At 66.2% G+C, this 20,368-nt stretch carries 15 protein-coding genes; 10 read left to right on the top strand and 5 right to left on the bottom strand.

What is annotated here, in order from left to right; translation table 11 throughout:
• Positions 1–413: 413 nt before the first annotated feature.
• Complete coding sequence (locus CLV70_RS37805; protein WP_158277937.1) at positions 414–938, bottom strand: RICIN domain-containing protein; 525 nt, start codon at positions 936–938, stop codon at positions 414–416.
• 328 nt (positions 939–1,266) lie between these two features.
• Here CLV70_RS37805 and CLV70_RS37800 point away from each other — a divergent pair, with 328 nt between their 5' ends.
• Positions 1,267–2,082 carry a class I SAM-dependent methyltransferase gene (locus CLV70_RS37800; RefSeq protein ID WP_245908791.1) on the top strand — a complete coding sequence of 272 codons (816 nt, stop codon included), beginning with the start codon at positions 1,267–1,269 and terminating at the stop codon, positions 2,080–2,082.
• A 582-nt stretch (positions 2,083–2,664) separates the two neighbouring features.
• Positions 2,665–3,554 (top strand): IS5 family transposase gene (locus tag CLV70_RS37795; RefSeq protein ID WP_425440279.1). Its coding sequence is split into 2 segments (ribosomal slippage): positions 2,665–3,033 and positions 3,036–3,554, totalling 888 coding nucleotides; the frame shifts between segments, so codons are not numbered across the junction.
• 133 nt (positions 3,555–3,687) lie between these two features.
• On the opposite strand, the gene CLV70_RS37790 is transcribed toward CLV70_RS37795, so the two are convergent.
• A complete protein-coding gene (locus CLV70_RS37790) occupies positions 3,688–4,152 on the bottom strand; it encodes an invasion associated locus B family protein (protein WP_106131431.1) in 465 nt (154 codons plus the stop codon).
• Between the two features lie 930 nt (positions 4,153–5,082).
• Between CLV70_RS37790 and CLV70_RS37785 the strand changes: the two genes are divergently transcribed.
• The 6 genes from CLV70_RS37785 (at position 5,083) to CLV70_RS37765 (ending at position 12,429) form a co-directional block, all read left to right on the top strand.
• A complete protein-coding gene (locus CLV70_RS37785; protein ID WP_146164331.1) occupies positions 5,083–6,267 on the top strand; it encodes a hypothetical protein in 1,185 nt (394 codons plus the stop codon).
• 11 nt (positions 6,268–6,278) lie between these two features.
• On the top strand, positions 6,279–8,441 hold the full coding sequence (locus CLV70_RS37780; protein ID WP_146164330.1) for a GmrSD restriction endonuclease domain-containing protein: 2,163 nt from the start codon (positions 6,279–6,281) through the stop codon (positions 8,439–8,441).
• A gap of 701 nt (positions 8,442–9,142) precedes the next feature.
• Positions 9,143–10,555, top strand: a complete 1,413-nt coding sequence (locus CLV70_RS37775; protein ID WP_106131428.1) for a DUF2971 domain-containing protein — start codon at positions 9,143–9,145, stop codon at positions 10,553–10,555.
• Positions 10,552–11,871, top strand: coding sequence for an SIR2 family protein (locus tag CLV70_RS37770; protein WP_106131427.1), 1,320 nt, complete (start codon positions 10,552–10,554; stop codon positions 11,869–11,871). The genes CLV70_RS37775 and CLV70_RS37770 overlap by 4 nt, the downstream gene beginning before the upstream one ends.
• Positions 11,816–12,016 (top strand): hypothetical protein, encoded by a 201-nt coding sequence (locus CLV70_RS42190; RefSeq protein ID WP_425440278.1) that lies wholly within the window; start codon positions 11,816–11,818, stop codon positions 12,014–12,016. Before CLV70_RS37770 ends, CLV70_RS42190 begins: the two co-directional genes overlap by 56 nt.
• Complete coding sequence (locus CLV70_RS37765) at positions 12,013–12,429, top strand: toll/interleukin-1 receptor domain-containing protein (protein ID WP_158277935.1); 417 nt, start codon at positions 12,013–12,015, stop codon at positions 12,427–12,429. Before CLV70_RS42190 ends, CLV70_RS37765 begins: the two co-directional genes overlap by 4 nt.
• Here the strand turns inward: CLV70_RS37765 and CLV70_RS37760 are convergent, their stop codons facing one another.
• Genes CLV70_RS37760 through CLV70_RS37750 form a run of 3 tightly spaced genes read right to left on the bottom strand, consistent with a single transcriptional unit; the run spans position 12,430 to position 18,715 of the window.
• On the bottom strand, positions 12,430–15,843 hold the full coding sequence (locus tag CLV70_RS37760; RefSeq protein ID WP_106131425.1) for a DUF4020 domain-containing protein: 3,414 nt from the start codon (positions 15,841–15,843) through the stop codon (positions 12,430–12,432).
• A 10-nt stretch (positions 15,844–15,853) separates the two neighbouring features.
• Positions 15,854–17,194: a hypothetical protein gene (locus CLV70_RS37755; protein ID WP_146164329.1), complete on the bottom strand. Its 1,341-nt coding sequence runs from the start codon at positions 17,192–17,194 to the stop codon at positions 15,854–15,856.
• Positions 17,195–17,203: 9 nt separating this feature from the next.
• Positions 17,204–18,715, bottom strand: a complete 1,512-nt coding sequence (locus CLV70_RS37750) for a class I SAM-dependent methyltransferase (RefSeq protein ID WP_245908790.1) — start codon at positions 18,713–18,715, stop codon at positions 17,204–17,206.
• Positions 18,716–18,777: 62 nt separating this feature from the next.
• Here CLV70_RS37750 and CLV70_RS37745 point away from each other — a divergent pair, with 62 nt between their 5' ends.
• Both CLV70_RS37745 and CLV70_RS37740 read left to right on the top strand, forming a co-directional pair.
• Complete coding sequence (locus CLV70_RS37745) at positions 18,778–19,539, top strand: hypothetical protein (RefSeq protein WP_106131422.1); 762 nt, start codon at positions 18,778–18,780, stop codon at positions 19,537–19,539.
• A complete protein-coding gene (locus tag CLV70_RS37740; RefSeq protein ID WP_106131421.1) occupies positions 19,536–20,285 on the top strand; it encodes a hypothetical protein in 750 nt (249 codons plus the stop codon). The genes CLV70_RS37745 and CLV70_RS37740 overlap by 4 nt, the downstream gene beginning before the upstream one ends.
• Positions 20,286–20,368: the final 83 nt, after the last annotated feature.

Genomic DNA, 20,368 nt, shown 5'->3' with positions numbered 1-20,368 from the left:
ACGCGGCCTCACCCGCTTCTTACGCCTCCACAGAGGCCGAACACATTCCAAATCTCCTGGCCAGCGAGCCACTGGCCGACTATGCAATCGCCCTGCGGCAGACCCTCGTCCAGGCGGTCCGCGCGCACGGCCAACACGTCAATCAGCGATGATGATCCCAACGGGCGTGGTCCTTCTTCGATCTTCCTGGCTTCGACACCTGGATGATCATCGAAAGGCCGCGCCCGCCTCTATACCGCCATGATCCGGAGCGTCCGCACCCAACCGCCCGCAACGGTCATATCGCTACCTTGCCGGAGCCCTGGGGTTACCACGGCTTCGTATCCCAGTTGATGGAGCTGGTTGACGAGTCGGCGAGCCTGCCGGGCGGGGCCGAGGCGGTTCAGGTAGTGGTCCGTCGAACCGAGGGGAACTCAGGCTACGTATCCCCACCAGTGATCTGCCCAGGATCCGCAGGGCCACTGGATCACGGCGGCATTGTCCAGCTTGCTTCCCCCCGCTACGCCGATGCACATTCCGGTGGAATAGTTGATCATCTGGAATCGGCCATCCGAGGCAATGTTGAATCGCCATGCGCGCGCTTCAAGCTGGGTGCATGGACGCTGGGCGAGCTGTTCGCCGCGGGACTGACTGGCAACGGAGAGACACAGGCCGGTGCCCCGATTTCTGATCCAGTACACGCCGGTGTCGAGTTCGTCGAAATACCAGTAGTGATCATTCCAGCTTCCGCAGGTGAACTGTGTTACCCCGACGCCCGGCGCCGTACTCCCGCCAGGGATGTTCATGCACTTCTCGGAGCCCTTGTTGATCAACCTTGCGTAGTCGGCGGCAGCTTTGGGTGTGGCCGGGGTGCTGCTGGCGCTGACGGTCGTGATCGTGGTGACGGACAGGGCGATGGTGACTGCGAGGACTGCGACTGCGCGGATAATGGACTTCACTGAGACGACCTTCCCGAGGTTGCGTGCGATATCGGCGCTCGTTCGGGACCATCGTGGCTGCCTGTCCCGGGAGTCCATTCCTTCATCCCGTGGTATAAAGAGCGGTTGCCTGTGGGGGCGTACACACCTGATCCCAATACCGTCGTAGCCGCCGTCGCTCACCGTGGGGAGGTCGAGGCGGGATGCGGCTACCGACGAGTTCACCGACTCGCTGCGTTGCCCGGGTCGGCGGTACCCCTTGATTTCCCGCGAGGGCTACGGGAACTCGGTGGCGGGCGGCGCGAGCTGTGCGGGAGCCCGCCCTGGCGCCGTGAAGGTCTCAGCCGCCGTGCTCGAGGATGCGCAGGTCGGGGTGTCACGAGAGTGGTGCTCCATCGGTTCTGGGCTTCAACATCTCGGTGGCGTCGAGGCTGAGCCGTGGCAAGCTATCGAAGTGAGCGACCCGGCGGTGCCCGAGCAACTCCTTGAGGACAAGGCGCTGCACACCTCCGCGGTGGTGGCCAATTGCGCGATGAACCGGGAGCGGCAGCTGGCCGGGGTCAACAGCTACACCCGGGAACTGGACTTCAACCCCCTCGACTCGCTTACGGCCGCAGTGGCCGGCCAAGGAGACGCCAGCTGGCTGGACCTGTGTTGCGGCACGGGTCGCGCGCTGATCCAGGCAGCCGAGCACCTGCGCCACACCGGCCTGCTCGAACGGGTCGCTCTGGTCGGTGTCGATCTGATCGACGCCTTCGACCCGATCCCGTCGCCGCCAGCCGTGACCCTGCTCGCGACGTCGGCGACGGCCTGGACAGCGAACACCTCCTTCGACCTGATCACCTGCGTGCACGGCCTGCACTACGTCGGCGACAAACTCGCCGTCCTCGCCCGCGCCGCACAATGGCTGACCCCCACCGGCCGGTTCGTGGCCGACCTGGATCTGGCCAGCATCCGCTTGGCCGACGGCCGGCCCGCCGGTCGGCGCCTGACGGCACGACTACGCGCCGCCGGGCTGAACTACGGCAACCGTCGCCGCCGCATCGCCTGCATCGGCCCTCGAGAACTTCGGCTGCCCTACACCTATCTCGGCGCCGATGATCACGCCGGACCGAACTACACCGGCCAACCCGCGGTTGATTCGTACTACTGCGAACACTCTTGATCGCACCGATCCCTACACAGGCAGGCTCGCACCCTGGTGCTGCGGATCGCGCTCGACGGCGAGCGTGGCCGTCACGCTGCGTGGATCCCACGTTGGGTTCGCCGCACGGACATGCCGAGAAGAGTGCATCGGCATCCGTTGGAGAATTGCGCGCCTCGAAGCCCGGCCGCACGGCCTCTATAACGCGTACATCCTGTCTTTCACCGACGGTGGTGAGCCGGCCAGATCCCCGATCACTACAGCAGGGATAGAAGTCGAGTTCACCGCCCTGCGCTACTTCGCCCTCAACGGCGCTGTCGGCTCACGCTCGGTCTTCGCCCGCCAGGGTCCTCGGGCACGACTCCAGGCGCCGGCGCCGGTGCGCTGAGCAGCCGGTCGAGCGCCCGCAGTGGATAGCCCGTCAGCGGCCGCCGGGCCCGGACCGCCAGCGCGCTTACTGAAGGCCCGAGGTTAGGAGATCTAGGGCGTGTATCGAAGTCGGCGGTTGAGATGAGGCCGTAGGTGTGTTGGTGATCGATAAATAGCGAGGTCTCCGGTAGATGGCTTAGCGACCAAGCAAAACCGGAGACCACCGGAGACCTCGTGGACACCTTAGCGGTGACGAGGCGGTACGACCTGGCCGACGTCGAGTGGGCGGCCTTGGAGCCGTTGCTGCCCGTGCCTCGTCGTCCAGGCCGTCCGCCGATCTGGACGAAACGGCAGCTCATCGACGGCATCCGGTGGCGGATCCGGGCTGGTACGCCGTGGCGCGACGTGCCGGAATGTTATGGCTCCTGGGCCGCGGTGTATGCGCTGTTCCGGCGGTGGCAACGTGACGGGACGTGGGCTCGAATCCTGACCGCCTTGCAGGGTGTGGCGGACGCTGCCGGTCGGATCGTGTGGGACGTGTCGATCGACTCGACGATCGCGCGGGCGCATCAGCATGCCGCTGGCGCGCGTAAAAGGGGGACCTTCAGGCCGAACCACCGGGCGGTGTCGCGGTCGAGCCGGCCGATCACGCTCTGGGACGTTCCCGGGGCGGGCTGACCACGAAACTGCATCTGAGCTGCGAGCAAAGGCAGAAGCCGCTGTCGATCGTGCTGACCGCGGGCCAGCGCGGCGACAGCCCGCAGTTCATCGCCGTGATGGAAGGTATCCGGGTACCCCGGCCGGTCGGCCGGCCACGGACCCGCCCGGACCGCGCCCTGGCAGACAAGGCCTATACCTCTCGCGCGAACCGGCGTTACCTGCGCCGCCGTGGAATCAAGGCGACCATCCCGAGCAAGGCAGACCAGGACGCCAACCGGCGCAAACTCGGGTCGAAGGGCGGGCGGCCGCCGACCTTCGACCCCGAGATCTACAAGCAACGCCACGCCGTCGAGTGCGGTATCAACCGCCTCAAACGCCACCGGGCCGTCGCGACACGCTTCGAGAAGCTCGCCGTGCGTTACGCGGCCACCGTGACCATCGCGGCAATCAACGAGTGGCTATGACTTCGATACACGCCCTAAGGGCGGAACGGTCGGGTGGTTCGCCGGTACAGGTAGGCGCGCCGTACGCCTGCATGCGGACGCACGGCGCCAAGCTTGTCGTCAAATTGCGATGAGCGCGGTAAGTCGTCAGAGTCTAACCGCCGACGAAAATCTGAACGCTTCCAATCCAGTCGCTTTCGGGCCCGAGGTCGGATGAATACATATAGTTCCCGCCGTTAGACGTAACATATTTGTCAACGTAGCCGCCGGCCGACGCGCAATTGACCCAGTCGTAGAAGCGGACACGCCAGTACGAGAAGGGAGGAAGATTGCCGGCAGAGATGATGTAACTGCTTGTTGCGTTGTTCACCGTGCCGCCGGTAGTGAAGGTGTGCTGGGACAGATTTTGGCAGGTGCCCCCGATCTGGGCGTGGGAACGCTGCCAGTAGCCCAGGCCGGCGATGTACTCCGGGAAGTTGTATAGGCAGATGCGAACGCCGGTACCGTCGGTGTCGGCGCAGCTGTGCCCGGCCCCGTTGGCTGACGCGGGCTGGGCGGCAAACAAGCCCACGGTTAGGCCGAGTACCGCCGCGAGCAGACCCGTGAGGATTCGCCTCATCAAAAACTCCTTCGTCGATGTATGAGTAGGGGGTTAAGGGATGGCGGGCAGGCTGGCCGGTGCGCGCGCACTCGACCGCACATATTTATGTATCCAAGGTATAAAATGGACAATTGAGGCAGGAGTCGGATGGCTTAACACGTCAGACGTTGCCGTATTGCGCGCGTGGGGTGTCACCCTAGCGCAATGAGCCACTTCAGCCCATACCTTACGGCGAAGGTCGAATTATACCTATCTGCAGGACATCAACCAAATGCGGGCCGGAAAGCTTCACGTCGACCAGGCCGAGGTCCTGGTCAACCCAGGTCCGCGGGTCCGAATTATCTGTCTCCCAGCGCGCAGTTTTGCGAGAGTGCTACCTATCTCACGGGTCATCCCATCGAGTGCGAAGCTCCATGTTGCGACATGGCAACGCAGCAGAACGACAGATAGGCCCGCGGCCTTCTGAATCCGTCCCCTGTGCTCAAGTGCTTCGTGTTCGCCCGTCGTGGAGCGACGCCAGAACCCCATGCACGACCGTCTATCACGTAACCTTTCAGTCGCATAGAGTAGCGACCTGTCGACTACTGTAGCGACGGACGCAGGTCGCGAAAGCGAAGCCTTTAGGCATGCCTGCTTCCTGTACCTTCCGTTGCACCGAAGTGCTCTCCGCTTCGTCGAGCACAATCGCAGCATCGAGCACATCGCCGGGTCTACGCCCATAAGTGCGGACCGCCGCACTGATCCACCTAATGCACACCGCGCCCGCCGAGCTGGAACGTACTAAGGCAGCGCCGACGCGACGGCTCGGTTGGAAGCACGCGAGGCCTCGGACGGTAGTGCGGTGGGGGTGGCGCGCCGGTCGCGCGGAGGGCGCGTACGGCGTAGATGCCGTCCAGAGGGTCAGGGTTGGCTCGATCACTATTGCCTTCCAGCAATCAGAGAGTCACGATGAGCTATGCAATCGGTGGGGGCAGTGTGACGAACGCTTGGATCGTTCGCGCAGGTTCTGACCGCCTCGATCGACTCCACCTTGATCGAAACGTCATCACCGTCGGGTGGGCGGGTACCGGCGACCTGAGCTCCGGCGCCACGGTGGACGAGATCCGCGATCTTATGGTCGAGGCGCACCCGGACCTGAACCCCACCCGCGCCGAAGGTCACGTCTTTCAACTCCTGGCGTTTGCGCACAAGATGGAACGTGGCGACGCAGTCCTTGCACCTCGCCACGGCACCCCATCCGTGGCTATCGGCGAGATCACCGGCGACTACCGCTTCCGGACGGACCTCCATCCTGAGGTGTCACACACAAGGACAGTGCGCTGGATTCACGACGGGGTCCCCCGAGTCGCGTTCGGTGACGATCTTCTAGAAGGCTCCGCCCTAAACGCCGTCATGAGGGTCAATGCCGAACGCGCGGTCCAGCGCGTCTGGCATCTCGCTCGGCATGAGCGAGACATCGCTTCGGCTGACGCGGGCGTCGAGGAACTTCACGTGACCCCGTTCGCCAATCTGCGGCGCAACCTCAACTACGCAAGGAGCCTCGCGACTGCCGGGCAGGCCCTCGGCCAGCTGGAGGTCCGGGCCTTCGAGATCGATGATGTCTTTCGCGCCGCTTGGGTCCAAGGCGTGGCCGCGCTCGACCATTGGGTACGCCAGGAGGTGCACACCCGCATGTTGCTTCTGGCGCGCAACGGCACGGCCGACCGGCCCAGCGGCTTTGCCAAGTTCGAGATCACCCTCGACCTGGTCGAGCGGGTTCACCGCGGCGAGCTGGCGTTGCACGAGGCGCTGGAAATGCCCCTGTGGACCGTGCTCAGCCGTACGACCTACCAGCGTCCCGACCGAATTAAGGAAGGGCTGGGAATGGTCACCGACGCCGGCAGGCTGTGGGAAAGGGTCGCCACGGTCCTCAGCGAGCGCCCCGGCGGCGAAGCGGTCACGGCCAGCGACGTTCGCGGCCGCCTGAACGAGATCGTCGAGCGGCGCAACAAGATCGCCCACGAGTACGACGAGGATCCATCAGATCGCCGGGGTAAGCGGCAAATCGACGCCGCCAGCGCCACCGCGACCATCGAATGGATTGAGCAACTAGCCACGGCTGTACTCGAGGTAATCGACCAGCCCGGACGGTGAGGAGGACCCTGGTGGCGGATGCACCCATCATGGCGCAAGGGATCACCGTTCAGTCCCTATTCATGGGACGTCGCTTCGGGATCGTGTACTACCAGCGCGAATACAGCTGGTCGAGATCCGACGTCAAAGCGTTGATCTCGGATCTGCACCAGCGATTCACCGATGCGTGGAAGCCCGTCCACGGCACCCGGGAGGCACGCCAGTATCCGCCCTACTTCCTTGGCTCTATCGTCTACTACGAGGAGGACGCCACAACTTACGTCGTTGACGGCCAGCAGCGGATCACGACGCTCCACCTGCTGCTGATCCACCTATACAGGCTCCTCCTGGAGCAGGGAGCCACTGGCGATGCTCGGCATCTCGAGACCCTGGTGCGCCCGAACCGTGGCGATCAGACGTTCGCCATCGACATCCCCGAGCATGCTTACATCTACGATGCACTGATGGAGGGCGAACCGCCCAAGCTCCGGCCAGGATGCACCCCATCGGAGAAGCACCTCGTCGCCCGTGGTCGAGACCTCTCGGACGACTTCCCCGCTGATTTGAGCGGCAACGCCCTCGTGCCGTTCGTCAGTTGGCTGCTGGACCGCGTCTGCCTCGCCGGCATCCGAGCCGACGGTCGGGACCATGGATGGCAAATCTTTGAGACGACCAATGACCGAGGCGTACGGCTGGGTCCCCTGGACCTCTTGAAGAGTCGCCTGCTTGCTCAGGCTGGCGTCGGTCAGGACGGCCTGAACCGCGACTGGCGCGAGATGCTCTCGAAGCTCAACGAGGTCGGTCCGCGCGTGCCGGCAGACTTCGTCAAGTCCTACCTGCTGGCGATGCACATCCGGTTGGACGACGAGCAGGATCGCAAGCAGGCGGCGGATGCCTTTCACGAGTGGTTCAGGATGAATGCCGAACGCATAGATCTCCGCACACCTACGGACTACTCCAAGTTCATCAGGAAAGTATGCGTGCCGCTCGGCAAACACTTCAGCAGGCTCGCCTACGCAGCGCGTCACTGGGATCCGGATTGGGCGGCCGTATTCTTCAACGAAATCAATAATGTGCCCCATCACCTAACTGCGGTCCTGGCCGCGATCCGGCCCGATGATACCGACAAACTGGCCATGCAGAAGGCGCAACTGGTGGCGAGTTTCCTCGACCTCCTCTTCGTCCGCCGTCTGCTCAACAACAAAGCAGATGTCGGGGAAATGGAGTACGACGTCTTCACCCTCATCCTTCGTCTCCGCAAGTGCGGTGACCTGGAGGATGTTCGTCGTGAGCTCGCCGACGAAACGACCAACATCGGTTACGACTTCGGCCGCGCCGCCACGTTCGCGATCACACCGGCCAACGGCCCTCAGGTCAGGTATCTGCTGGCACGGCTCACCGCGTATGCCGAGGAAGCTAGCGGCCGCACCAATCCGATTCAAACCTATCTGGACGTGGACCGGCCGTTTGAGGTCCATCGAATTTGGAGCTCACGCCTGGAAGATCATGCAGCCGACGTGGGTGGCCGAAAGGCGACTCATGAGAGCTGGCGCAATCGCCTCGGCGGCCTTCTGCTCTTGGCAGCCTCGGACTGCGCAGAGCTCCGGGACCGCCCATATCCACGGCAGCTCGAAGTCCTGCGGCAAAGGCACGTATTGGCAGCGTCACTCGACCGCCGCCTCCATGCGGATCCAGCCTTCAAGCGATGGGCGAACGGCGCCGGACTCACGCCGCTGTTGCGCCCGTTTCCGCAGGAATTCCCCAAAGCGGGCATCGAGCAGCGCCAAGCTTTGTACCAGCGATTGTGCGGCATCGTCTGGAGTCCAAAGGACCTTGGTCTACAGCCGGAGCAGGTGTCGGCTCCGGTCCAGATTACACGGGCTGCTCGTAGGCCGCCTCGTGCACGGAAGCCGGCCGACACATTAGCGCCACTGGTAGAGGCCGGTATTGTGAAAGCTGGCGATCTGCTGTGGGGAACGCGACGCAAAGCGGATTACTCCGCCGCGATCGGTCCCGAGGGCGAGGTCGAGCTTCCGACCGGCGAAATCTTCGCAAGTCCCGACGAGGCAGGCGCGTTCGTGCTGAACCAGAAGTCCTGCAGCGGCTGGAGTTTCTGGAACGTTGTTCGATCCAACGGCCGAATCCCCTTGAAAGATATTCGATCCCAAGCCGTCACGGCCGGCCTGCTGGACTGATCACTCCGGGTACTGCCGCGGGGTACCTACACGTCCTCAACTTCGAGGGTCTGGGGGTGGGCGCTGCCCGGACGGTCCGCGTCAGGAGTGCGTCAGATGAGCGCTCGATGACGTCGACGTCCTTGGTTGCACAGACCTTGCGCCGAAATGGCACCCGTATGGGGGATGCCCCCGCCGAGGCATTGGTCGTTAGCAGGGAAGTTGCTGCCCTGTCTGGAGGTTCTTGATCATGTATGTGGCGGTCTTCTACGATCGGCGAGGGGCCGAACTGCACCAGATGCCATTTGAGAATGCCGACAATGCCATGGCATATGTACGAGAGAACCCGCGCATCAGACTCAAACAGTCCGTCGGAAACGCACTCCTTCGCGGAGCTTTCAGTGACAACGTCAAGACGTGGAGGTCTGCAACGGTGTGGCATGTCAGCGGGGAAGGCAGTAGGAAAGAATACTTCTCTTTCCAGCAGTAAGGCATTGAGATTTCGTCGTCAGCAGTAGCATCGGGGTCACCAACCCGCTCTTTGGCGACAGCACAATGCTGGACACGCTGAACCGCGCCATCGAGAACCCTGTATGCGCCCAAGCGTGATGGACGAGACGGGTCGTCACGAACGCGTCGTGACCGTGCTCAGCCGGTCGGGGCCATTCCGGTGACCGAGTACGATCGCCGTCGGCAGCCGCCTGCGGAACGGACCCAACATCATGCCAGCAACACAGTTTGACGACGCGGTGTTCGAAGCGGAACTAGAGGGTGCCCCCCGGATCCCGACCGACCATCTGTTTCACTACACGAGCGCCGCGGCGGCCATGTTCGGCATCCTGCGGAGCGGAACACTGCGACTGTCGCCGTTCGAGGCGACGAATGATCCGTGGGAATCACAACCGTCCTTCCAGACGCTCAGCGTCCATCACGACGATCGCGACTTGGTGGACAGCTTCGACCTGTGGGCCGAGATCGACCAGGCGGTCCGGCGACACGCCAAAGTAGCCTGCCTGACTCATGATTGGAAGGTCGACGGGTCGGTTCTCGCGCCCGACGCGCTGCGGGGCTGGAACCGGCTGGCGACCTGGGCGCACTATGGCGGCAACCACTCCGGGATCTGCCTCAGGTTCGACCGGCGGCTCCTCATCGACTCCTTCACCAGCACGAGCGTGCCCGGCGCACTATTACGTTTCCACGGCCCGGTGCAATATCGGCATGTCAGCTTGGGTTTGCTTCCCATGGATGTGGGTCAGGCTCGGGAATTCGGCGTCGACGCCGCTGCCGTCGCCCACGCACGCACGTACCACGAGCAGATCTTCTTCCGGAAGCACCGGGACTGGTCCAACGAGATGGAGTACCGGCTGGTGCTCGTCGACCAGTCGGTGCTGCCGGCCGAGATCCCGATCGGCAGCGCCCTGACCGGCCTTTACCTGGGCGTCAATTTCCCGGGAGCCCACAAGCCGCTGCTCAGGGCGGCGCTGGAGCCGTACCCGAGCGTTGAACTTTTCGCGCTCAAGAACCTCAACCGCACCCTGTATCCGCACCCGGTCGCTCGCGCCGACATGGGAGCGCAAGCCTCCGGCATGACCCCGAGGCGGAGCGGCACACTCGAAGAGCGGCTCGCCGCCCTGGACGCCTCCGACGCCGGTGCCGAAAACCGACGCAAGCTCGCGGAGACGGTGCACGCGGAGCCGATTGCGGTACTGCACGAGATCGGCGCGGCAATCGCCGAGCTCACCCAGCCGTGGCCGGGGACCGAGGTGCTTCTCCTCGGCCAGACGACGGCAATACCGCAGGAGCTCTTTGCCCGCGCGCCCGGAGTCGCAGGCGAGCCGGTCCACCTGCAGAAAGGCTTCACCTGCGTCGTGGAAAACCTTCCCAAGCAGAGCCACTCTCTGATCGCCGCAGGCGCCCTTCAGGCGCTGGACGACGACATCGTCCGCCTTCATGGCATGGTCCGCACGGAGGACTGGCATCCGGATGGCAACGACACCCGAGAGCACTGGCGCGTCACCGACGAGGTGCCCGCCGCCGAGGCTGTGACGGCCGCGCGGCGCCTCGCCACGGGCCTGGCTGCCGCTGTCGCCGCCGTCCGGACCGAGTTCGACCAGGGCCGGGGGCGGACGGCATGACCGGAACGCCCTCGGCCTCCATCTGGGACGGCACCGAGATGAGAGCCTTTCTCGACCTCTATCTCAAGGCACTCGCCAATGGGCAGGCATCCGTCTTCATCGGCGCCGGGCTTTCCGTGCCGGCCGGATACGTGGACTGGAAAACGCTGTTGCGGCCGCTGGCCGAAGACGTGGGCCTAGACGTGGCTAAGGAGCACAACCTGATCCGCGTCGCCCAGTACGCGATCAACACCGCGGGCGGTCGCGCGCGGGTCAATCAGCGGATCGTCACTGAGTTCAGCCGCGCCGCGGCCCGAGTGCCGAGCCACGACATCCTCGCGCGGCTGCCGATCTCTGCCTACTGGACAACGAACTTCGACTCGCTCGTGGAAGAAGCCCTACGTGCGGCAGGCCGGCGCCCGGCCGTCGTCCACGCGCAGGAACAGCTCCTCAGCCGAGAGGACGACGCAGACGCTACGGTGTACAAAATGCACGGCGACAAGAGCCGCCCGGACCGCTGCGTGCTCAGCATGGATGACTTCGAGCAGTTCGCCGACACGCGCGGTCCGTTTCTGGAACTGCTGCGCGGCTCGATGGTGGAACAGACCTTCCTGTTCCTCGGTTACAGCCTCAACGATCCCAACATCGACTTGGTACTGGCTCACATGCGCAGCCGTTTCGGCTCGGACCGGCGCGAGCATTTCTGGCTCACCAAGCGCACGACGCGCGGTGACCATCCGTCGGACGAGGAGTTCCACTATGAGCGCGGCCGGCAGGCGCTGCGCATTCAAGACCTCAAGCGATACGGCATTCAAACCATACTGATGGACTCCTATGCGGACCTGGAACCCATTCTGCGGCACATCCAACAGATGTATCGTCGGCGTTTCGTCTTCGTCTCTGGGGCGGCCCACAGCTACGACCCGATGGGCCAGGACAGTCTGGAGACTCTATCCCGCAGGCTCGGCGAACGGCTTATCGACGACGGGTACGGACTGATCAGCGGCGGTGGCGTAGGCATCGGCACCGCCGCGGTGCTCGGCGCGGCGTCGCGGCCGGCCCTTACCCTCGGTTCGGCATGGTCCCGGTTGCGGGTCACCGCGTTCGACCAGAACATCGAGGACGCCACCGAGCGGCACATCCGCTATGAGCAGTACCGCGAGAATATGCTCAGCGGGGCCGGATTCGCCGTGTTCGTCGCCGGCAACAAGGCCCAGGACGGGCGGATCCAGCCCGCGGGGGGGCATCCGCAACGAGTACGAGATCAGCCGCCGGCTCGGCGTGCTGCCCATCCCGATCGGGGCGACCGGCCACGTGTCCGAGGACCTGTGGCGTGAGGTCCGGGCTGATTCGGTCGCCGTCTATGGGGATGATCGAGCCATACCGCTTCTAGAGAGGTTGGCGCCGGGGTGCACTGACGTGCCCGACATTGTCGACGCGGTATTCGCGATCCTCCAGCTGTACGACGGCCGCCGGCGGTGACGACCCCTGCTCTCTTCCTGTCGCATGCCCGGGCGGACGCGCACCTCGTGATTGATGTCCGCCTCGCGGCACGCGCGGCGGGCTTGCGTCTTTCGACGGACTTCGCCCGGCAGTCCGAACCCGTGGCCGTCGCGCTGGCTCAGCTGATCGCCGAATGCGCGATCTTCGCCGTGCTACTGACCCCGGGCTCGATGCATCGTCCCTGGGTCCGGTGGGAGGTGACCCATGCGCTGCGAATAGGGAAGCCGGTCGCACCGATTGCCGATGATCCTGGTCTGCTGTTACCGCCGCCGTTCGACCGGCTGCCTCGGGTCACTCATCTGCCGCTGCGCCCGGCCGGCCTCCTCGCCGCTCGGCTGGCCGAGCGGCTCGTCACCGCCCTCGCCGCAGGGGAAGGCGCACTGAATCGCTGATCAGACGTCGTTCCAGCCCAGGCGCACAAACTCGTTGCGAATCGCTTCGATGTCGACGGCAAGGGCCAGCTCTCGCACGATCGGTACCAGCAGGTGTCCGCCGTGAAAGGGCCGCTGCGTGTGGCGAAGCAAATGCAGAAGCAAACTCGCGTACGCCGCGGGATGCGCACCGGCCCGATCACCGAGCCCGCGAAGCAGATGCCCGTGCGACGCGAGCCGCGCCGGATGCCGCACCGCCAGCGCGACCGCCTCGGCCGTGGAACCGTCGAGGCGGACCACCCACCCGGCGAGGGCCGACCCTTCCTCCTCGGTGAGCGATCGCGGCCTGCTGTCCAGGCGGTCCTGCCAGTACGCCCGCATCCATCGGGTCCACTGCTGTTCGGCCTTCTCCGTCCCGGCTTGCCCGAGCACGTCGTCCACGCTGCTAATCCAGGCGGCGCGGGCCTCGCTCGTGGCGGTTCTGGTGAGATCGGCCAGCCATCCGGCCGGATCTGCGGCCGCGTACACGGCGACCTGAGCTAGAAGTTCCGTGATCAGCCGGCGCCGGTCCGCGCCGAACTGGTCCTGGCGCCGGGCGGTCTCCAGCAGTGACTCGCGCAGACCCGCGTTCAGCAGGCGGTCGGTGCACCGTCCGCCGTACAGGAAGCCGTCCCAGCACCGCCGGGCCCGCTGCTCTTCTGACCAGTCGAGCAGCGGCAGGATTGCCGAATTGGCCCACCCCCAGTCGGCGGCGTGCAGGAAGTGTAGATGGTGACTTAGGATGATTTGGGCCGCGATCGACCGCTTGTCGGTGCCGCCGATCATCGCCGAGAAGCGGGACGTCATCTCGCCTGAGAGGCCGGTCCAGGCGTCGGCGTCGGCTTGCCACTCGGCCTCGACGGCGCGAACCCAGTACTCGGCGAGCCAGCCGCCGGGGTGGTTGATCGCGAAGGAGAACCAGTCGCGATCCGGCTCGCACGCGAGATCGTCCCCAGGCTCGGCCGGCAGCGCCGCCCACGTGCGGTCGGTGAGCTCGCGGCCGCCGGGAACGTCTCGCCACACCGCCGCCTCCGGAGGCGCCGTGCCGAATCCGCTGAGCAGTCCGGCTACCTCCCTGGAGGCGGCCGCGAGTGGCGGGCCGGCCAGGCGTCGGACCACCCGTTGGGCCGTCGCCGGGTCGAGGCCAGCAGTGGCCCAACCGCCGATCACCGCCGCGGCGAGCGCCGCGCCGCCCTCGTCGAGGACGATGAACCCGTCGCCTGGATGCCGGTTGACGGTCTCCTTGACCAGGCGGCAGACGTCCTCCCAGCTCGTCTCGCCGATGCTCCAGTCGACGGACTCGAACCGCCGCAATTCGGCGACCACGGCTGCCGGATCCTGCCCGAGCCGAACGTGGAGATCCTTGACGGACATCGGCGGACGATCGGGGACTCCGCCGCCCTCGCTCCAGTGCCGGAGGTCCGGGTGTCTGCCCTCCCGGAAGTCGGGGTAGGCGGCGAGCGCCGAGCGGGCACTTGCCGACTCCGGCGCGTGACGTGCCAGCCAGGCGAGGACACTCGCCCGGGTGTATCGGGGGAGGCTTTCGGAAGCCGTGACGACGTCGTGGACGAGACCGTCGAGCACTGACGGCTCGGCCGCCGCGGCCGTTCGCTCGATCAAAACGGCGATTTCGTGCCACAGCGCACCCTCGAGCAGCCAGCCCCGCTCCCGCAGCCACTCGAGCTTAGCGGTGGCGCTCACGTCCCCGCGATGCGCCCAACCGTGCAGGGCCAGGCGCCGCAGAAGTGCCGGTTCGGCGGTCTCCCAGACCCGCAGTTGCTCGACGGCGGCGGCCGGCGAGACACCGAACAGAGCCTCCCAGCAGTCGCGGGCGGCATCGACGAGGACATGGAACGGGCGGCGGAAGTTGTCCTGCGGATGCGGCTCGATCGCGGACCGCTGGTAGGACAGGAGATTCCCCTCCTTTCCTCGATGTACGGCCGCGAGCTGTCGGTAAGCCTGGCGGAGCTGCATGTCGGTGATGGCGAGAACCTCGCTGGCCACCTCCGACAGATGCGGGACGAAGACCTTGCGCCAGGCGTCGGCCAGCCAGTACAAGTCGCCGCGGAGGGTTAGCTCGACAGTCGTACCAAGACGGGGGCGCTGGTAGCTGACCTCGGGTGCGGTCAGATGCGCGAATAAGAGCAGGGCGGTGTCGCGATCCGCCGGTAGGCGGGACGCCGCGAGGGCGTAATCGAGCCAGTCGTGACCGACGTCGGGGTCGTCGCGGATCAGCAGGACCAGCCACCTCGATAGCCAGGCCGGGCGAGGCGAGCCGACGCAGTGAAGCCGCTGACCGATCGCCGACCAGACGGGTGGGCTGAGGCGGCCGCCGCAGGTTTGCACGGTTTGAAACGCCTTCTCGGTGAGGTGTTCCTCGGCGACGTAGTGTTGGGCGAACCAGTCGGCAAGCGGCGTGTACTCGCTGTCGGCCGTGAAGAGACGCTGGAACTGCGGGCGCTCGGCGGCCCAGTCGAGCCAGTCGGCCCCACGGGCATACTCCGTGAAGAACCTAACCTTTTCCTCGGAGCCACAGGCCTCCTCGAGGTAAGACATCTCCTCAGGTATGCCCGACGGCGGCACCGTGACCAGGCGAGCGATGCGCTGCCGGTGGTCCAGCAATGACATGCCCGCCTCGGTAGCCCACTTGTCGAGCAGGACCGGCAGACGCGCATGATCGCCCGCGGAATTGGGATAAGCGACCGCCGAGATCCGGAGCCGCCGCCAATCCTGGGGCGAAGCATCCTCGGTCAGGGCAAAGCGTCTGGTGGAGGGGGGTAGCGCCCGGGCCAGATAGGTCATCGCGAAGTCGCTGTGGCTGTAGCCCACGAACAGGACGGTGAACCGGCGGAACATGCGCTCCAGGAAACGGACCGCCCAGCCGTCGAGCAGGTAGGCCGCGCCGAAGTCGGCGTCCGTCGCCACCAGGTGGCGCGGCTCCTGCCCCAGGGTGCCGTGCAGGTAGACGAGGCCGTCGAAGTCGTCGCCCGGCGGCAGCGCGGGCGCGCGATGCTCGGGCAGTTCAGGCAGCAAGGTTGTTAGGTGGCGGTCGTAGTTGGTGGTCACGATCCGCGCGACCGGTGCCGTGCCGACCAGCCGCGCGATGGCCTGGTGCAGGGCGTTGGGCCGCGACAGCGGATCGTCGATCTTCCGCGCGATGCGTAGGTGGACGTCCATATGCTCGTGCGCGTCGGCCTTGCCGAGCACGACATCGGGCTGCTCGCCCGCCTCGATCGGCACGCCGACGTCCGCGGCGATCTCCTGGGCGAGCCGCAAGAAGTCGGGCAGGCCGGCCGGTGCCGCCATGGACGCCCCGGCTCCGACAAAGACGACGAGGTCGCCGGCGCGGTGCGCGTCCACTAACTCGCGCGGAAGCTCGATGTCACCGATCCACATGCCTACCCCGTTATTGTGCTGGCCCGGCGATCGCCGACGGAACCAGTACGGTCCACCGCCCGTCGCCGAGCCCGATGGGTGTGTCCCACTGACCGGTCGAGACGATCGCGGCCTCGTCGCCGTCGGGATAGCCGACCACGATGCGCTCGCCGGGCTTCAGCTCCTCGAGCAGGGTGGCGGTGCCGACTACGAGCTGGTCGTGGTTGTGCAGCTTCCTGGTAGTCGTGTGCAGATCCGTGACCGTCTCGATGTCCAGGCGCACGGTGTCGCCGGTGCGGTGCACCGCCGTGACGCGCGCGGCCGCATGACTCGACGTCGCGACAAGCAGCGATCGGGTGGGATCCGCCGTGGCGAGCTGGTCGGCGATCCTCCTGGCGGTGCGGCCTTCGAGTTCGTTGACGTAGTTCTCGACCGTCGGAACCGTGGTGATGTCGTCGGCCGCGACGCCGAACGCCACCAGCCTGCTCACGAGGCTGTCGGGGTCGGGATTGACCACGTCGACCAGGACTTCGCGGCCGCCAAGGGCGTCGATCAGCATGCCGGAGGTCACTAGGTCGGTGGGCGGCATCGAGTAACCGATCAGTGCCACCTGCTCGGCGGCCCGCAGCGCCTCGGCCGCCGAGCGCCACAGTTCGCGGGTCACCGGGTTGCTGTAGAACGACGACTTCGCTGCCGCGGGCGGGACGATGAACGGACCGCGGCCGGGAAGGGCCTGCCGCCGGCGGGCTTCGTCGCCAGTCCTCGGGTCTCCCCAGCCGCCCGCCGACTCCCAGCGTTGGATCGTGGCGCCGGTGCGATCACCGGCTGCCCAGAAAGTGTCGAGAGATCCGTGCAGCTTCATGAGCCGGAACGTCTCGCCGGTGGTTTCGAAGTAGGTGGCTGGCGGACGATAGACCGGTGGAACGTCCCGCGTTAACCGGGATGCGCGTGATCTCTCGCCGGTTGGCCACTCGCCGTGCCGGGAGACCTCGAGGGTGTGCTCGATCAGGGTGTCGTAGTTGAATGTGATCACGTCAGCCGAGCTGGTGTGCATCAAGCCGAGCAGGCGGTGCAGCCACCATGGAGGTTCGCCGGTGAGTGCCTCGAGTTGCCGTTCCTGCACGATCCGATGGATCTCCACGAGAACGCGCAGGAAGAGCCCGTAATTTGAGGCGTTATCATGATCGAGCAGGTCGGGCTGCGGTTCGGCGAGGCGAGACAACCACGCCTCGAAGTAGCCGCCCCTGAACCCGCGAGCGGAGCGCGCTGCGGCCTCGGGGACGCGGGCGCGGACGAGGTTACCCAGCTCGTCAGTGAGCGGTAACCGTGGCGAGATCGCGTGCGACAACCCGGCGCCGAGGACGAAGGCCATTCCCATCGGTCAGCCGTTTCGCTGGCGGCGGGCCACGGCGAGCAGATGGGTGGCCGGCCAGGGGAGCGGCTTGCCGTCGAGGTCGCTCAGGGACGCGACCGGGGCGATCCGGTTGTCGATCACCCAGTCGTTGCGGATCGGGGCGGACGCCGGGTCGATGTCGAAGCCGATCTCGGTGAGCAGGGCCGTCCAGTCGGCGAAGCTCAGCCCGCAGAACTGCTCCTTCGTCTCCGAGAGCCAGTTGTCGACGTAGTCCTTGCGGTTCAGGTAGTCCATCGCCGAGGCCTGGTCGATGCGTACGGTCCGGTCGTCGACGGGCTCGTAGGTGAAGGGGAAGGCGAAGTCGACGGCGAACTGGTCGAGGCGGGCGCGGGTCGACAGGCTCTCGACGTACGTCTTGACCTCGGACGGTGGCAGGTCGGCGAGATCTGTGCGGGCAACGGAGGGGTTGGCGCCGTCGTCGCGGGTGAGCCGGAGCAGGACCGGGCGCTGCGGGTCGCCGGGGCCGCAGACGTCGCTGTTGATCCAGACGCCGCCAGGGACGGTGTGGGCGTGGATGCGGCGGGCGAACTGCAGCACCGACTCGCGGCGGTCGCCGTACGACCAGATCTCGTGGGTCAGGGCGAACGTGAGTGTGGTGTCGACCGAGCGGTCGGCGAAGATGGCGCCGCCGAGCACGTTGCGCTGGTAGAAGTACACGTTGGCGTTGCGGAAGACGCCCTGGTCCTTCTTGTGCAGGCATTCCTGGTAGAGGTGCCGGGCGATCTCGACGCCGATCAGGTCGCTCTCGTGCAGGCCGGGCTCGCGGTCGGCGAGTTCCAGCACCGAGCCGGCGCCGCAGCCGATGTCGACGATGCGGCCGGGCTGGACGTACTGCCGGACGGCCGCCCACTCGCGCTGCGCGGCGACCGTGAACGCCTCGACGTAGGTGCGGTAGTCGCGGGTGGCGGTGAGGCCGCCCTCGTCGCCGATGATCGGGTCGTTGATGACGGTACGGACGGTGTCGATGAGCCGGTACCGCTCGAGGACGTCGATCGTCGCCGGATGGGCGAGGTCGCGCCACGTGTCGTCGCCCCGGCTCAGCCGCAGCAGCACGTCCCAGGGGCGTTCGGGCGCGGCAGGCTCCGCGGGGTCGGCCTCGGCCCAGTCGATCGGGAAGCCGAGGCGTTCGTACAGCTTGGCGACCTGCGGGGTGGAGCAGGCCACCAGCGTGTCCGCGGGCGTCAGGTCCAGGCCGGTGGCGACCGTAATGGTCTTGAGGGTCACCTCGGCGAAGGCGTCGGTGGGCGCGGTGTCGAAGATCGGGACGACCAGGGAGCGCAGGCCGGTGAGCACGCTGAAGCGTTCGATGGCGGCCTCGCGCCGGTGGTACGGCACCGGGTTGCGCTTCGTGTTCTCGTGGTTGGCCGAGGTGACCGCCCAGACGATCGTCGAGCCACCCCCGGCGAGCCGGCGCAGGTAGTCGGCCTGGAAGCGGGTCAGCAGGTGATGCCGGCCCGGGAAGAGAACGAAGGGAGCCATCAGGGCGATCATACGGGGCGGCCGCGCCGGGTCCCCTGAACGGATGACCGAGTCTCAGCACTGTGGACGGCATCATGGCAAGCATGCGGCGGCGCGTGAAACAAATCCTGACGGACATCCGGCACCGCCGGCACATCGATCTCTACGCATCCACGCTGGTCGTGCTGGTCTTCTCGGCGTTGCTGATCGTCGGGGCGGATCTTCCCGACAGCGTCCGGTGGTCCGTGCTCTTCGCCGGGCTCGGCTTCCTGTTACTGCGGGCCGCGTTCGCGAACCATCGGGACGACCGGTTCCTCGACCGTAGCGACTATGACCGGAACCCGATCACCGACGACTTGCGCAACGCCAAGGACGTGTGGATCTTCGCGCCGGTCGGCTCGAATTTCCTTACCGAGGAGCGCTGCGACGTCCTCCGCCGCGGCCCGCTCGCACGAGAAGGCGGCTCGGTGCGGATCGTGGTGCTCAAGCAGTTCGACCCGGGCGACCCGATCTCGGAGCAGCTCGACGCGCTGCTTGACTTTCCGGTGCAGACGGCGGCCGAATCGCTGCGCGACACGCGGGCGCGGCTCGAGGCGATGGCGAAGTGGCAGGTCAAAGGTACTTTTGCGTACGGGGAGATCGACTTCAACCCGGGCTTTAGCCTCGTCGCGGTGAATCCCCATGTGGCCGGCGGCTATGCCAACGTCGAGTTCCATGCCTTCCGCAACGACGCCATCCGGTCGCGCATGCACATTCATCTGACCCGCGACGACGGTGCCTGGTACGTCTACTGGCTGGAGCAGTTCCAGGCGATCTGGCGCTCGACGATGACGGACGAGTCGTGACGGCCGTATTCACCGGTGCCGGCATCAGCGGCGACGCGCCGGCCTCGCTTCCTCGCGGATTCGGCCTGCGCGACGCGGTGCTCAAGACCATGTACGAGGCCGCCCGGAACGCGCTCGACCCGCTGGTCACCGCCGAGCAGCTCCGGAAGCTCTGCGGTGCGGCGTACAAACTGGAAGTGGTCCTCGGCCGGCTGTGGGGAACGGTCGGGCCGGACGCGCTCGACTGCGTCCTGGCGCTGCGGATCGACGTGCCGAACGAGGCTCACATGCTCGCAGCGCTGCACCTGCTCCGCGGCGGCACGCACGTCACGGTCAACTTCGACGTGGGCATTGAGCTCGCGTACGACCTGATTCGCGGCGTCGCCGAGCTTCCACCCAGCACCGCGAGCGACTACCACGATGCGCTGCCGCTGTGGCGAGCTCTCGCACCGCCCAGCTCGCCGGCCCTGCACACCGTCTCCAGCCACGAGGAGTTCGCCGCGTGGGAGGCGCAGGGCAAACCCGCTGCCCTGCTCAAGGTGCACGGCGGGCTAACCCGCGAGCAGAATGCGCTGGCCGACGTGGTGGTGGTCGACATCGAGGAGCTCGGCCAGCTCACCGCCGAGCGCGCCGCGGCCGTCGACGGCCTGGGCACGGCTCCCCGGCTGATGATCACCGGCTATTCGGGTGGAGACCCCGACGTGTACGGACCGCTGCTGGCTGCGGCGGCCCGCACGTCGGCAACCTGGGCCTGCCTAGACGAGTAGTTCCGATGTCAGGGGTCGATGTCTTGGGTACGAAGGGAGGGTGTCCAAGATCGTGTTGTGACGCAAGACCTGGACACCCTCTT

This window comes from Pseudosporangium ferrugineum (assembly GCF_003002065.1).
Taxonomy (GTDB): Bacteria; Actinomycetota; Actinomycetes; order Mycobacteriales; family Micromonosporaceae; genus Actinoplanes; species Actinoplanes ferrugineus_A.
The sequence above is the reverse complement of the archived record's forward strand: the minus strand, read 5'-3'. Positions and strand labels throughout refer to the sequence as shown.

Coding starts and splice junctions, on each gene's coding strand:
- CLV70_RS37790 (WP_106131431.1), bottom strand. CDS start 4,152: ATGAGGCGAATCCTCACGGGTCTGCTCGCGGCGGTACTCGGCCTAACC.
- CLV70_RS37785 (WP_146164331.1), top strand. CDS start 5,083: ATGAGCTATGCAATCGGTGGGGGCAGTGTGACGAACGCTTGGATCGTT.
- CLV70_RS37775 (WP_106131428.1), top strand. CDS start 9,143: ATGCCAGCAACACAGTTTGACGACGCGGTGTTCGAAGCGGAACTAGAG.
- CLV70_RS37770 (WP_106131427.1), top strand. CDS start 10,552: ATGACCGGAACGCCCTCGGCCTCCATCTGGGACGGCACCGAGATGAGA.
- CLV70_RS37760 (WP_106131425.1), bottom strand. CDS start 15,843: ATGTGGATCGGTGACATCGAGCTTCCGCGCGAGTTAGTGGACGCGCAC.
- CLV70_RS37755 (WP_146164329.1), bottom strand. CDS start 17,194: ATGGCCTTCGTCCTCGGCGCCGGGTTGTCGCACGCGATCTCGCCACGG.
- CLV70_RS37750 (WP_245908790.1), bottom strand. CDS start 18,715: ATGGCTCCCTTCGTTCTCTTCCCGGGCCGGCATCACCTGCTGACCCGC.